Here is a 13,678-nt window from a genome sequence, read left to right on the forward strand (position 1 = left end):
CTCGGCCTATGGTTGCTGGGCCTGACCTACGAAGAAGACGCCATGCGGCTGCTGGCGGGAAAATAAAACGGCAGGGCCACACATCGTGGCCCGGGTTATTTTAGCTTTCTTTAATTAAAACGCTTATTAATACAACCAAAACGATCAGAATTAAAATACTGAACAACCGCCATCTGCGTTCACTTTTGCTACACATTATCTTATCCGGTAATTGAAACGGCCTTAACCCGGAAATTATAGCCCCGTGAATACCGTGGCAATGTGAGTTTAACCGTAGTTTCTACCCTCTTCCTCCGGTGATTGACGTTTCCGGGATCCGTTTGGGAAACGGAAATTATTGTACGTGAAAGCTATTTGTTGACCCTTACGACAATTTGCTCGAGGCTCTGACCACCAGTTCCGGCATCTGCCCGCGACTGCCGATCACGTTATGTCCGGCCAGCACTTCAAACAATAGCGTGACGGCCTGACGGGCAACCTCATCGAGGTGCATGTTCACCGCCGTTAGCGGCGGCAAAGATTCCCGGGCGCGAATACCGTCATAACGGGTGGCTAAGCGAATCCGCTGCGGTATGGCGATCGCCGCATCGTGAAAAGCGCGCACGGCGCCACAAGCAAAAGTATCAACCAGCACCAGGACGCCATTGACTTCGGGATGTTCCTGCAACATCTGACACGCAGCCTGATAGCCAGCCGCTTCCCCTTCCTGCTCATCAAGGTAATAGATCACCGGCGCCTGCCTTCCTTTACACCAGCGGTGATAGGCTGCCTCAGTTTCCAGCGAGGAAGTCCGCGGCGTATGCCCGACAAAGAGCGCGCAACAATCGGCGCCTTCAGTCTGCAGGTGGGTCAGCAACATTTTCGCCGTCGCTTCCGAATGCAAATCCACCCACGGTAGCGGCGTCGGTGTTCCCGGCGTGCGGCCAATAGTGATGCATGGGATCCCCGCCTGTTGCAAAGCTTGCAGCAGTGGATCGTTTTCGGCGGGTTCCAGCAGAATGGCGGCATCAAAGGTCACCATGTCCAGCGGGTTCTTCCCGGGCGGGACCAGGATCAGCGCATGCTGCTTTTCCAGCGCCATAATCGCCGTCGTAAGCGCGACCTCCATCATAAAACCCAGCTTCGATGCTCCGGAAGCAATGGTCAGCGGCAAGGAAGAAAGCAGTGCAATAGTGTTGGTTTTGCCGGTACGCAACTGACGGGCGCGGATATTCGGCGTGTAGTTCAGTGTCTGAATCGCCTCCTCAATACGTTGCCGGGTCTCAGGTTCGACAAAACGGGGGTGATGTAACGCATTAGATACGGTGCCAGGCGATACGCCAGCAAGGCTTGCAACATCAATGAGTCTGGCGCGTTTTTTATCTTGAGCAGTCATCTGGCTGGCGTTCCCTCCCGAGAGTTTATGCTCAGATTAGCACATTTCCAGTGTATGAATTTCCGCGCTATTACATAACAAAATCATATGAAGAAAGTGACCATTTACCGTAGCTCACTGGCAAGCATTCCTGTCTAATGGCGTTTAATTAAAACGTTTTAATGACGTATTTTGCAAGAAACCAATCACTTCAGGAGGCTACGTGACACAACTATCTCAGGATGCAGCATTCACCCTCGGGCGTCGTCCGAGCGGGCTGATCTTCTCCGATTTGGAGAAAAGCTTCGGCGGCTATACGCTCTTCGCCCCACAAACTACCGAAGGCCGGGTATATCTGGTTGATGAGCTTGGAAAAGTGGCGCACCAGTGGCAACTCCCGGTTCGTGCCGGACGCGATGCGGTGCTGCTGCCTAACGGTAACCTCGGCTATAACGGTAGTCACGGCACGTCAGCCAATCTCTATCCGGCCTGGGATCTCTGGCACGGCGGGGATTTTTATGAGGTCACTCCGGATAACGAAGTGGTCTGGCATTATGAGGATATATTCCATCACCACGACGCGCAGTGGCTGGCGAACGGTAACCTGCTGTATACCGCGGCGGTGCCACTGCCGGCGGAAATTGCCGCTCGCGTTACCGGCGGCGATCCGCGCCGCGATGCGCCGGACGGCGTCATACAGAGCGATGTCGTCAAAGAGGTCAATCGCGACGGTGAAGTGGTATGGGAATGGCGCGTCTGGGAGCATCTGGCCCCGGAAGATTTCCCGATTCATGAGATCTTCGACCGCCGCCACTGGCCGATGATAAACGGTCTGTCGGTCACCCGCGAGGGCCTGGTGTTGATGAGCCTGCGCACCACCTCCGGGGTGATTGCCGTCAATAAAGAGAGCGGCAGCGTGGTATGGCACGTGGGGCCGGATGTCGTCGCCCAACAGCACACACCGATTGAGATGGAAAATGGTTCTATTCTGGTGTTCGATAACGGCAACCTGCGCCCCGGCGTGACCTCGCCACACTCCACGGTGCTGGAGTTCGACCCGCACACCCAGGCTATTCGCTGGCAATATCGCGATATTTTCCCGCCGGCCTTTTTCTCACCCTATATGGGAAGCGCTCAGCGCCTGGCCAACGGCAATACCTTTATCTGCGAATCCGCCTTCGGCCGACTGTTTGAAGTGACTCCGCAGGGAGAAACGGTATGGGAATACATTATTCCTTACTTCAATGAATATCCGGACCATCTTAGCAAGGGGATTATCCCCGGTAAGCAGAACAGCAGCTTCCGCGCGCACCGCTACGCGGCCGATGCGCTGCCGTGGCTGAAATAATCGCTCTTCGCCGGCGCGGGTCGGCGGGGAGGTTCTCACGTCTTTGGGAGGAATTTATGCCGTATTCTGACTCCGCCGTACCGGAAAACGAAGCCTTGCCTTGGCAAACTAAACTGCTGCTGGCCCTTCAACACGTGCTGGTCGTGGCCGCTACGCCGATCACCGCCGTTTTTCTTATTGCTCAGGCGCTTCACTTCAGCTCTGGCGTCACCACATCGCTGCTAAGCGCCACCTTTCTAATGTGCGGGCTGGGGGCCATCCTGCAAAGCCTCGGTATCGGCAGCTTCGGCGCGCGCCTGCCGTTTATTATGGTGCCGGGCGGCGCGCCTATCGCGATCTTCATCGCTATCGCCTTACAGACCAATATCCAGACGGCAATTGGCGCGGTGATCTTAACATCGCTGTTTTATTTTATTGCCCTGCCCGTTTTTCGCCGTTTTCTGCACCATTTCCCGCCGTTTATTATCGGGATTATGCTGCTGCTGGTCTCCATCAACCTGATTCGTCTGTATGGCGGACTCATTATCGGTCAGCCGAGCAGTAGCCACTTTGCGCAGCCCACCAACATTATTCTGGCGCTGGTCACCATCCTGATTACGCTGATCTTCGCCCTGGCGTTCAGCGGCATCCTACGTCAGCTGTCGGTCATGTTCGGCCTGCTTGCGGGCACGCTGCTGGCAATGCTGCTGGGCATCGCCGATTTTAGCGGCGTCAGCCACGGGCCGCTGTTCAGCCTGCCGCAGCTGTTTCCGTTCGGCTGGCCAATATTCAATCTGTCAGCGTCACTGCCGCTGCTGATTTATGCGGTGATTTCCATGGCTGAAGCGACTGGGCAAACGATTGCTACCGCAGAGATCGTCAAATCGACACAAAACGTCCATCAGGCCATTCCCCGAACCATCCGCGGCGACGCCGTTATTTCGCTGCTGGGCGGCGTTTTCGGTACCTCATTGATCATCACCTCCGGCGAAAATATCGGCGTGGTTCGGACCACTAACGTCAAATCACGCTACGTCACGGCGATTGCCGGATTGCTGTTAATCCTGATTGCGCTATTCTCGCCGCTGGTGCGCCTTGCCGCCTGTCTACCCGGTCCGGTAGTCTGCGGGACGGCGGTGATTGTCTTCAGTATCATCGGGGTCATCGGTATCGATATGATTGCCCGCGAGCCGCTGCACAAGCCGGGAAAAACCTATGCCTTAGCCACTGGTCTGGCTATGGGGATGCTGCCGATCCTTGTGCCTGGCCTGTACCAGAATTTCCCCGTCGGCGTGCAGATGATATTGGGCAACGGTATGGCAGCGGGTACACTCACCGCGATCGTCGTCAACTCGTTATTTCTGGTGAGCGAAAGGCGGGCCGCCATGCGACTAAAAGGCTGAACCGATACACCGAATTGACCCGTTAGCCGTAGTGTTGTTTGGTTTCCGTGAGGCAGAATAACGGGCTTGCCAAAGCACTGAGCGAAATTGACCGCATCGAGCGAACCCTGTTTATACTCGACAGGTTCCGTGATCCAGCACTGCGTTGGCGGGTTCAGACGGGGCTGAATAAAGGAGAATTCTGTTACGCGCTGAAACGTGCTGTATTCATGCATCGACTGGGTGAAATCAGGGACCGAAAATCAGAGCTATCGGGCCAGTGGGCTGACTCTGCTGACGGCGGAAATCTCGCGGCGGAATACCGTGTATATGGAAATGGCGGTCGATGCCGTGAAGCGTAATGGGATGGAAATCAACGAGAAACCACTCTCGTATTTGTCCCCGTTAGGCTAATCTGACAGGTGATTATATTTGGAAAAGCAACCGGATACCTGCTTCCGGTAAGTTTCGGCGTCTGAGACCAGCTAAAGTCGGAAAGTCAGAAAATAGCCTTAACGAATGGAAGGGACTTCCCCTGGATATGCACCTGGTTAAATACTGTGCAATCATGGGGTAAACATAGCCCAGAGGGATTCGTTATGACCATCACTACTGTCGGTATCGATCTTGCTAAAAATGTGTTCGCTGTTCACTGTGTTGACCAAAATGGCAGAACTGTTCTGGTTAAACCCAAAGTATCACGTGCTGCACTTCCTGAGCTGATTGCAGGTTTACCTCCTTGTGTTATCGGGATGGAAGCATGCTCCGGTGCTCATTACTGGGCAAGACTGTTCCGGCAGTATGGTCATGAACCCCGTCTGATGGCGGCAAAGTTTGTTTCTCCTTATCGCATGGCTGGTAAATCAGGAAAAAATGATGCAGCTGATGCTCAGGCTATCTGTGAAGCCGTCCGTCGCCCGCATATGCGGTTTGTGCCCGTGAAGGATGAGAGCCAGCAGGCGATGCAATGCCTTCACCGTACCCGGCAAGGCTTTATCGAAGAGAAAACAGCAACATATAACCGATTAAGAGGCTTAATATCTGAATTTGGCATCATCGCTCCACAGAGTACAGATGCCCTGCGCCACATCGTGTCTGAACAGAAGAACTCCTTGCCGCTTCAGGTTCAGCAATGCATTGATGATTTGCTGGAACACATTAATCGCATTGAAGATAACATCGCTGAATACGATCGGATCCTGTCTCGTATGGCCAAAGCTGATCACCGCAGTCAGAGGTTGATGGAGCTGAAAGGGATTGGCCCTACAACGGCATGTGCGCTGGTCGCCAGTATCGGTAATGCGCATGATTTCAAGAATGGGCGCCAACTCGCAGCCTGGCTCGGACTTACGCCATCGCAGTACAGCAGTGGCGGAAAATCAAAGCTTGGCAGGATAACGAAAGCGGGCGATTCGTATCTGCGAACGCTACTGGTTCAGGGTGCCCGTTCGGTTCTGATTGGTGCTGAAAAAAGGACTGACTCATTCAGTCGTTGGGTTTGCTCGCTAATTGAGCGAAGAGGATACTGGCGTGCCGTTGTCGCCATCGCTGCCAAAAACGCAAGGCTGTGCTGGGCATCATTGCATTACGGTGATGATTTCAGGTTGTACTCGGCCAGTTAAAGCACGAAGCAGCAGTATAACCATCTGACCTGCAACTCGTTGATGATAAAGGGTTAGACCCCGTGAGGTATATCTGATTATTGTACAGGATATACTTATCCGTTTACCGAACGAGAGCCTCACGAGCGTCTTTCATCAGGGTCCGAATCGATAGCGATTCATCATGGCCGTTTATAGTACCGCAGTCTCTCCCCTTTATTTTTAACTGTTGTGCAGACAGAAACCGTAACCACCGGCGTTGACATGCCGGGGAAGTCCTTATAGTACAATAATTTTCGATATCCACACCGACTCCCTTCCCGGCCAGACACTTGTCTCGGCTTTAGAGAAGTTCTGCATCTCAGAATCCGAAGCCCATATTTGCCTTGCGCTAAAAAGCAAAAACCCACCGTGGGCGGGTTTAGGCCAGTTCTTAAGCTGACGTTGCCTGTTCAACAGAGAATCCAGGCTTTCAATTCTGGCCGCGGGTACGAGGCCAGTCTCATCACACCGGCATATTCATCACTTCTTGATAAGCCGAAACCAGCTTATTACGCACCTGCACCCCTAACTGCAGCGAGATGGACGATTTTTGCAGATCGACCATCACGTCATTCAGGCTGATGCCCGGCGCACCGACTTCGAAATCCTGTGCCTGCTTGCGCGCAGCCTGCTGGGTATCGCTGATCTTGCCGATCGCCGCCTTCAACTCACTGGCAAAACTGACGCCCTGCGCGGATGCGCCTTGCCCCATCTGCCCTGCCTGAATCGCCGTGGCCTGCAACTGCTGCAAAACCCCTTCAATACCCTGAATTGCCATTATGACCTCAATAAAAACGCTGCTGCCGGACGTTGTTGCATCAGACACTACTTTGATGCTGAACACCCTAACACAGCATTTTCATCCTAAAGCGGTTAATTAACTGCAAAAAACCCGGCTTATCGGGCCATCGAAATGGGCCCTAAGGGCGAATAATAACATGCCCAGAAATGGGAGCGCCGCTATACCCGTCGCTTTTCAAGTTGCAGCGTTGTTGTCTGCCCGCGCTCATCCCAATGACTGTAGGGGGCGAATATAATCGCCCCGATTAACTCAGGCGCAGCATGCCGCGCCCCTACAAGCCCCCAGGATGAGCGAGCGGGTCGCCTGGCAGCAACTTGAAAGGCATAGGGTATATTTATATGTGTATCAGGGAGTCTGTTTTGTCACACAACGCTAACCACACCGTTCATCAGCCTGGCAGGGAGCTACGCCGTGGCCCGCACCGGATCCTGAGCGTCATTGAAGGACTCGGGCTAAAATGAATGCTTCAATCTCCGCTACCGAAAGCCGCGATAATGGCCTGCTGGCCATGTGGAACCGCCTGCGCGCCAACCCCAAAGTCCCGCTGCTGATTGCGGCCTCCGCAGCCATCGCCATCGTGGTCGCGCTGCTGTTATGGGTGAAAAGTCCAGACTACCGGGTGCTGTACAGCAACATTAACGATCGCGACGGCGGCGCCATCGTCACCCAACTGACGCAGATGAACATCCCCTACCGCTTTGCCGAAAATGGCGCGGCGTTGCTGATCCCAGCCGAAAAAGTCCATGAAACCCGTCTGCGTTTGGCGCAGCTCGGCCTGCCTAAAGGCGGTGCCGTGGGCTTCGAACTGCTGGACCAGGAAAAATTCGGCATCAGCCAGTTCAGCGAGCAAATCAACTATCAGCGCGCGCTGGAAGGTGAATTGTCCCGTACCATCGAATCACTGGGGCCGGTACAAAACGCCCGGGTGCACTTGGCTCTGCCCAAGCCTTCGCTGTTTGTCCGCGAACAAAAATCCCCTTCCGCTTCCGTGACCCTGACGTTGCAACCGGGTCGGGCCCTGGATGACGGCCAGATCAACGCCATCGTTTATATGGTCTCGAGCAGCGTAGCCGGTCTACCACCGGGCAACGTGACGGTGGTCGATCAGGCCGGCCGCCTGTTAACGCAGTCCGACGGCACCGGGCGCGATCTGAACGCCGCACAGCTTAAGTACGCCAGCGAAGTGGAAAACCGCTACCAGCGCCGTATCGAAGCGATTTTGGCCCCGATGGTCGGCAGCGCTAACGTGCGTGCTCAGGTCACCGCACAGATCGACTTCTCCACTCGCGAGCAAACTGACGAACAGTACCAACCTAACCAAGAGCCAAATAAGGCCGCCGTACGCTCACAGCAAACGAGTCAAAGCGACCAGATTGGCGGGCCATTGGTCGGCGGCGTGCCGGGCGCATTGTCCAATCAGCCGAGCGCACCGGCTGCTGCCCCGATTGAAACCGCTCAACCGGCCACCGCCGGCAATAATGCCGACGCAGCTAAAACCGATACGGCCACGGCGCGCAGTTCGGCAGCCAAGGGCAGCGGGCCGCAAAACTCCCGCCGCGATGAAACCATCAACTATGAGGTCGATCGCACCATTCGCCATACCCAGCACAAAGCCGGGACGGTACAGCGCCTGTCGGTCGCGGTGGTCATCAACTATCGCGGCACCGATAAGGACGGCAAACCACTGCCGATGAGCAAAGAGCAGCTGGCGCAGATCGAATCGCTGGCGCGTGAGTCCATGGGCTTCTCCAGCGCCCGTGGCGATACCCTCAACGTGGTCAACACGCCGTTTACCGATAACGAAATTACCGGCGGCGAGCTGCCGTTCTGGCAAAGCCAGTCGTTTATCGATCGTCTGATCGATGCCGGTCGCTACCTGCTGATCCTGCTGGTCGCCTGGGTGCTGTGGCGCAAACTGGTACGCCCACAACTGCAAAACCGTCAGGCGGTACAAAAGGCCGCGCTCGCCGCCGCCGCTACGCCAATGGCCAAGCCGGCTGACAGCAGCAAACCCAGCAATGAGGAGCTGGCGCAGCACAGGAAATCCCAGCAGCGCGTCAGTGCAGAAGTCCAGAGCCAGCGGATCCGCGATTTGGCTGATAAAGACCCACGCGTGGTCGCTCTGGTAATCCGCCAATGGATGAGTAACGAACTATGAGTCTGACCGGAACCGAAAAAAGCGCCATCCTGCTGATGACGCTGGGCGAAGATCGCGCCGCCGAGGTGTTCAAACACCTTTCCTCGCGTGAAGTGCAGCAGCTGAGTGGCACCATGGCCAGCATGAGCCAGGTGTCGCACAAGCAGCTCAATGAAATACTGCGCGAATTTGAAGACGACGCCGAACAGTATGCCGCGCTGAGCGTCAACGCCAGCGACTACCTGCGTTCGGTGCTGGTCAAGGCGCTGGGCGAAGAACGTGCCGCCAGCCTGCTGGAGGATATTCTCGAATCTCGCGAGACTACCACCGGCATGGAAACGCTCAACTTTATGGAACCAATGAGCGCGGCCGATCTGATCCGCGACGAACATCCGCAGATCATCGCCACCATCCTGGTTCACCTCAAGCGTGGCCAGGCAGCGGACATTCTGGCGCTGTTCGACGAACGCCTGCGCAACGACGTGATGCTGCGTATCGCCACCTTCGGCGGCGTGCAGCCGGCGGCGCTGGCGGAACTGACCGAAGTGCTGAACAACCTGCTCGACGGTCAGAACCTCAAGCGCAGCAAAATGGGCGGCGTACGCACCGCAGCCGAGATCATCAACCTGATGAAAACGCAGCAGGAAGAGGCGGTTATCGACGCCATGCGCGAATACGACGGCGAGCTGGCGCAGAAGATCATCGACGAGATGTTCCTGTTCGAGAATCTGGTGGAAGTCGACGATCGCAGCATCCAGCGCCTGTTGCAGGAAGTGGAAGGCGAATCCCTGCTGGTGGCGCTCAAAGGCGCGGAACAACCACTGCGCGAGAAGTTCCTCAAAAACATGTCGCAACGCGCCGCAGATATCCTGCGCGACGATCTGGCCAACCGTGGCCCGGTGCGCATGTCGCAGGTGGAGAACGAGCAGAAGGCTATCCTGCTGGTGGTCCGTCGTTTGGCCGAGAGTGGCGAAATGATTATCGGCGGTGGCGAGGACACCTATGTCTGATCGCATTAATACCCTGCCCTGGCAGCCTTGGTCGCTCAGCGATCTCAACGAGCCCAAACCGGTGCTCGACCCGCTGCCGCTGCCGGTGGAAATCATCGACGGCGCACCGCTGGACGACAGCCTGGTTCGGGAACAACAGCTCACTCAGCTCCGCCTGCAGGCCGAGCAGCAGGGCCAGCAGTTAGGCTATGCGGACGGGCAGCAAAAAGGCTACGACGCCGGCTTCCAGGCCGGCATGGAAGAGGGTCGCCAACAGGGCTTGCTGGAAGCTCAGCAACAGCAACAACCGCTGACCGCGCACTGGCAGCATCTGGTGACGGAATTCCAGCACACGCTGGACGCCCTCGACAGCGTGATTGCCTCGCGCCTGATGCAGTTGGCCCTGACTGCCGCCAAACAGGTGCTGGGCCAACCGCCGGTGTGCGACGGCACTGCCCTGCTGGCGCAGATCCAACAGTTGATTCAGCAAGAGCCGATGTTCAGCGGCAAGCCGCAATTGCGCGTGCACCCGGATGACTATCAGCGAATCGAGCAACAGTTGGGTGCCACGCTCAGCCTGCACGGCTGGCGGTTGCTGGCGGACGGTCAGTTGCATCCTGGTGGCTGCAAGGTCAGCGCCGACGAAGGCGATCTTGACGCCAGCCTGGCAACCCGTTGGCATGAACTCTGCCGTCTGGCCGCTCCGGGAGACGTGTAATGACCCTGCGCCTCGGCCGCTGGCTGACCTCACTGGATGCGCTGGAAAAACGCATCGCACACGCCCCGACGGTACGCCGCTACGGCCGCCTGACCCGCGCCACCGGTTTGGTGCTGGAAGCCACCGGGCTACAGCTGCCGATCGGTGCCACCTGCCTGATCGAGCGTCACGACGCCGGTGAGGTCCAGGAAGTAGAAAGCGAAGTGGTCGGCTTTAACGGCCAGCGGCTGTTTCTGATGCCGCTGGAAGAAGTGGAAGGCATCGTGCCCGGCGCCCGAGTTTACGCCCGCATCTCGCCGGAAGGCCAAAGCGCCAGTAAGCAGCTGCCGCTCGGTCCTGCCCTGCTGGGCCGGGTACTGGACGGCAGCGCCAAGCCGCTCGACGGCCTGCCCGCACCGGAAACCGGCTACCGTGCGCCGCTGATCACCGCCCCATTCAACCCGCTGCAACGAACGCCGATCGAACAGGTGCTGGACGTCGGCGTGCGCACCATCAACGGCCTGTTGACCGTCGGTCGCGGTCAGCGCATGGGGCTGTTTGCCGGTTCCGGCGTCGGTAAAAGCGTGCTGTTGGGCATGATGGCACGCTACACCCAGGCCGACGTGATTGTCGTCGGTCTGATCGGCGAACGTGGCCGTGAGGTGAAAGACTTTATCGAAAACATCCTCGGCCCCGAAGGCCGGGCGCGTTCGGTGGTGATCGCCGCACCGGCGGACGTCTCGCCGCTGCTGCGCATGCAGGGTGCGGCCTACGCCACACGTATCGCTGAAGATTTCCGCGATCGCGGCCAACACGTGCTGTTGATCATGGATTCACTGACGCGCTACGCCATGGCGCAACGTGAGATTGCCCTGGCCATCGGCGAGCCGCCGGCCACCAAAGGCTATCCGCCTTCCGTCTTCGCCAAGCTGCCGGCACTGGTCGAACGCGCGGGCAACGGCATCAGCGGCGGCGGGTCCATTACCGCCTTTTATACCGTGCTGACCGAAGGCGATGACCAACAGGATCCGATCGCCGACTCGGCACGCGCCATTCTCGACGGCCATGTGGTGCTGTCGCGACGCCTGGCGGAAGCCGGCCACTATCCGGCCATCGACATTGAAGCCTCCATCAGCCGCGCCATGACCTCGCTGATCGACGAAGAACACTATCGTCGGGTGCGTAACTTCAAACAGATGCTGGCCAGCTACCAACGCAACCGCGATTTGATCAGCGTAGGCGCTTACGTCGCAGGCAGCGACCCGCTGCTGGATAAGGCCATGACGCTGTATCCGCAGATGGAAGCCTATCTGCAGCAAGGCATTTTCGAACGCAGCGGCTATCAGGACGCCTGCCAGCAGCTACAGCAGTTGATCGTTTAACGTCACCAAAGGCGCAAACCCGATGAAACCACAGTCCCCCCTGATTACCCTGCGCGATCTGGCGCAGGATGCAGTAGAACAGGCGACTCGCCAACTGGGCCAGGTGCGCAAAGCTCAGCAAGCCGCTGAACAGCAACTTTCCATGCTGCTCAACTATCAGGATGAGTACCGTCAGAAGCTGAATAATCAACTGAGCGGCGGTATGGAATCGTCCAACTGGCAGAACTACCAGCAGTTTATCGGCACGCTGGAACAGGCGATCGTCCAGCACCGCCAGCAGTTGACGCAGTGGGGAGAGAAAGTGGACCACGCGATGAAACAATGGCAGGACAAACAGCAACGGTTGAACGCTTTCGAAACCCTGCATACCCGAGCCCAGAGCGCGGAGTTGCAGTTGGAGAACAAACGGGATCAAAAACTGATGGATGAGTTCGCTCAACGCAGTGCACAAAGGAATATACATCAATGAACCTGAACGCTTTGCCGGGCCTGTCGCTGCCGGGCGACTCCGGCCTGCTGCCGGACGCGCAGCTCCCGCTGGATGAGTCATCGCTCTCTTCCGCTTTTGCTCAACTGCTTGGCGCCCGCGTGCTGCCGGCCGACAAGTCCGCAGGCAAACTGTCACCGATGGCGTTGAGCGCAGAAGAAGACTCTGCGCCGCTGAGCCGCAACCAACTGACGCAGTTACTGGCCGCATTCGGCGAACGCGATGGGCTGTTAGCGCCTTCGCTGTTAACGCAAGGCCAGCCAGCCGCCATCAGCAATGGCGAAGAGCCGACGTTGGAGCAACCGTCGCACGACGCCGCGCTGCGGCCTGCCGGTGAGATCGATGCCGCTACGCTGCAAGCGCTGTTCGCCATGCTGCCAATCGCTATTCCCCCAGCAATGCCTGATGCAGGTACCGGCGCGGCGGAACTGAGCCTTGAAGGCGATCAAGATACCCCTCAGGCTGCAACGATCCAGAGCGCTTCACTGGGGCGCCAGGCTGAGGTAACCGGCACGCAAAAGGCACCAACGCCGGTAACTCCAGCTTCGCTCGGCAGTGAAAGCCGTGCCGACATCCCACAGCAAATTGCAGTTGCGCACGAAAAACCGGATGCAGCGGCGTTGAAGCTTGGCGCCGATAGCCAATCGCCAACGCCAAACGTCCCTCTGATGGCCCCACCGGTCTCCAGCCCGACGATCGCGGCAGCGCCAGGCGCTGCGTTGGTCACTGCCCCGCCTACGCCGCAGCTAAACGCCCAGTTGGGCAGCCCGGAGTGGCAGCAGGCGTTGAACCAACAGGTGCTGATGTTCCATCGCAACGGTCAGCAAAGCGCCGAGCTGCGTCTGCATCCGCAGGAACTGGGAGCGCTGCAAATCACCCTCAAGCTGGATGACAACCAGGCACAGCTGCACATTGCCTCGGCACACGGACAGGTTCGCGCCGCCGTGGAGGCCGCGATGCCGCAACTGCGTCACGCGCTGGCTGAGAGTGGCATCAATTTGGGACAAAGCAGCGTGGGCGGCGACCAGATGCCGCAGTGGCAACAGGCGCAGCAGCACAATGGCGGGCAGCAGGGTCGCCCGGATTATCGCGAGCGTCAGGGTGACGGCGATTTGTCCGGCGATGGCCACAGCGCACCGCTGGAATTGCAGGCGATGGCCCGCGCCGTCAGCGGCGTTGATATTTTCGCCTGAGTGGCCGCAAACGCCCAAGCTGGCACGCTTTTCCCTGCCTATTCTGGCTATTGCGTGCCGGAATAGGCGCGATAATACCGCTACCCTTCATACTTGAAGCTGCATCATTGTTGGCTGCATTTGCGCGCCCCGGTCACATAGTTATCTATGCTGCTGAGGACTTACAAACTTGCCGTCGCGATGCAACTCCAAATATTTTGGGTAAATAATGTCATGCGTGCGGCTTTTACACGCGCTATATACCCGCGAGATCTTAGGTTGCAGCTTGAAAAATGAAGGGCATAT

The 13,678-nt window shown here is 57.5% G+C and carries 11 protein-coding genes and 1 pseudogene; 10 read left to right on the forward strand and 2 right to left on the reverse strand.

Going from position 1 to position 13,678, the window contains the following annotated elements:
- Positions 1 to 364: 364 nt before the first annotated feature.
- Complete coding sequence (locus H0S68_RS14630) at positions 365 to 1,375, reverse strand: substrate-binding domain-containing protein (protein ID WP_046373257.1); 1,011 nt, start codon at positions 1,373 to 1,375, stop codon at positions 365 to 367.
- Positions 1,376 to 1,577: 202 nt separating this feature from the next.
- On the opposite strand from H0S68_RS14630, the gene H0S68_RS14635 reads away from it, so the two are divergent.
- From H0S68_RS14635 to H0S68_RS14650, 4 genes and pseudogenes are all read left to right on the forward strand, one after another.
- The gene (locus H0S68_RS14635; RefSeq protein ID WP_046373256.1) at positions 1,578 to 2,702 is read left to right on the forward strand and encodes an aryl-sulfate sulfotransferase; all 1,125 of its coding nucleotides are present in this window, start codon (positions 1,578 to 1,580) and stop codon (positions 2,700 to 2,702) included.
- A 56-nt stretch (positions 2,703 to 2,758) separates the two neighbouring features.
- Entirely contained in the window at positions 2,759 to 4,084 is a 1,326-nt protein-coding gene (locus tag H0S68_RS14640) for a uracil-xanthine permease family protein (protein WP_130016330.1), read from the forward strand.
- A 53-nt stretch (positions 4,085 to 4,137) separates the two neighbouring features.
- Positions 4,138 to 4,640: pseudogene (locus H0S68_RS14645) on the forward strand (Tn3 family transposase); the annotation flags it as partial.
- 22 nt (positions 4,641 to 4,662) lie between these two features.
- Positions 4,663 to 5,685: an IS110 family transposase gene (locus H0S68_RS14650; protein WP_410528799.1), complete on the forward strand. Its 1,023-nt coding sequence runs from the start codon at positions 4,663 to 4,665 to the stop codon at positions 5,683 to 5,685.
- A 484-nt stretch (positions 5,686 to 6,169) separates the two neighbouring features.
- On the opposite strand, the gene fliE is transcribed toward H0S68_RS14650, so the two are convergent.
- Positions 6,170 to 6,484, reverse strand: coding sequence for a flagellar hook-basal body complex protein FliE (fliE, locus tag H0S68_RS14655; protein WP_044552041.1), 315 nt, complete (start codon positions 6,482 to 6,484; stop codon positions 6,170 to 6,172).
- Positions 6,485 to 6,965: 481 nt separating this feature from the next.
- Here fliE and fliF point away from each other — a divergent pair, with 481 nt between their 5' ends.
- From fliF to H0S68_RS14685, 6 genes are read left to right on the forward strand one after another with little or no spacing between them, the layout of a single operon-like run.
- Positions 6,966 to 8,666, forward strand: coding sequence for a flagellar basal-body MS-ring/collar protein FliF (gene fliF / locus H0S68_RS14660; protein ID WP_122079699.1), 1,701 nt, complete (start codon positions 6,966 to 6,968; stop codon positions 8,664 to 8,666).
- Positions 8,663 to 9,655, forward strand: coding sequence for a flagellar motor switch protein FliG (fliG, locus tag H0S68_RS14665; protein WP_012145670.1), 993 nt, complete (start codon positions 8,663 to 8,665; stop codon positions 9,653 to 9,655). The genes fliF and fliG overlap by 4 nt, the downstream gene beginning before the upstream one ends.
- Positions 9,648 to 10,352, forward strand: coding sequence for a flagellar assembly protein FliH (fliH, locus tag H0S68_RS14670; protein ID WP_130016332.1), 705 nt, complete (start codon positions 9,648 to 9,650; stop codon positions 10,350 to 10,352). The genes fliG and fliH overlap by 8 nt, the downstream gene beginning before the upstream one ends.
- Complete coding sequence (gene fliI / locus H0S68_RS14675; protein ID WP_020827501.1) at positions 10,352 to 11,713, forward strand: flagellar protein export ATPase FliI; 1,362 nt, start codon at positions 10,352 to 10,354, stop codon at positions 11,711 to 11,713. Before fliH ends, fliI begins: the two co-directional genes overlap by 1 nt.
- 22 nt (positions 11,714 to 11,735) lie before the next feature.
- Complete coding sequence (gene fliJ / locus H0S68_RS14680; RefSeq protein WP_410528800.1) at positions 11,736 to 12,182, forward strand: flagellar export protein FliJ; 447 nt, start codon at positions 11,736 to 11,738, stop codon at positions 12,180 to 12,182.
- A complete protein-coding gene (locus H0S68_RS14685) occupies positions 12,179 to 13,393 on the forward strand; it encodes a flagellar hook-length control protein FliK (RefSeq protein WP_410528801.1) in 1,215 nt (404 codons plus the stop codon). The genes fliJ and H0S68_RS14685 overlap by 4 nt, the downstream gene beginning before the upstream one ends.
- Positions 13,394 to 13,678 lie beyond the last annotated feature (285 nt).

It is taken from the genome of Serratia sp. AXJ-M (assembly GCF_046531865.1).
Lineage (GTDB): Bacteria > Pseudomonadota > Gammaproteobacteria > Enterobacterales > Enterobacteriaceae > Serratia > Serratia liquefaciens.

Excerpts from the sequence above, each read along its gene's own strand:
- H0S68_RS14685 (WP_410528801.1), top strand. The coding sequence starts at position 12,179 with ATGAACCTGAACGCTTTGCCGGGCCTGTCGCTGCCGGGCGACTCCGGC.
- fliJ (WP_410528800.1), top strand. The coding sequence starts at position 11,736 with ATGAAACCACAGTCCCCCCTGATTACCCTGCGCGATCTGGCGCAGGAT.
- H0S68_RS14650 (WP_410528799.1), top strand. The coding sequence starts at position 4,663 with ATGACCATCACTACTGTCGGTATCGATCTTGCTAAAAATGTGTTCGCT.
- H0S68_RS14630 (WP_046373257.1), bottom strand. The coding sequence starts at position 1,375 with ATGACTGCTCAAGATAAAAAACGCGCCAGACTCATTGATGTTGCAAGC.
- fliH (WP_130016332.1), top strand. The coding sequence starts at position 9,648 with ATGTCTGATCGCATTAATACCCTGCCCTGGCAGCCTTGGTCGCTCAGC.
- fliF (WP_122079699.1), top strand. The coding sequence starts at position 6,966 with ATGAATGCTTCAATCTCCGCTACCGAAAGCCGCGATAATGGCCTGCTG.
- fliI (WP_020827501.1), top strand. The coding sequence starts at position 10,352 with ATGACCCTGCGCCTCGGCCGCTGGCTGACCTCACTGGATGCGCTGGAA.
- fliG (WP_012145670.1), top strand. The coding sequence starts at position 8,663 with ATGAGTCTGACCGGAACCGAAAAAAGCGCCATCCTGCTGATGACGCTG.
- H0S68_RS14640 (WP_130016330.1), top strand. The coding sequence starts at position 2,759 with ATGCCGTATTCTGACTCCGCCGTACCGGAAAACGAAGCCTTGCCTTGG.
- fliE (WP_044552041.1), bottom strand. The coding sequence starts at position 6,484 with ATGGCAATTCAGGGTATTGAAGGGGTTTTGCAGCAGTTGCAGGCCACG.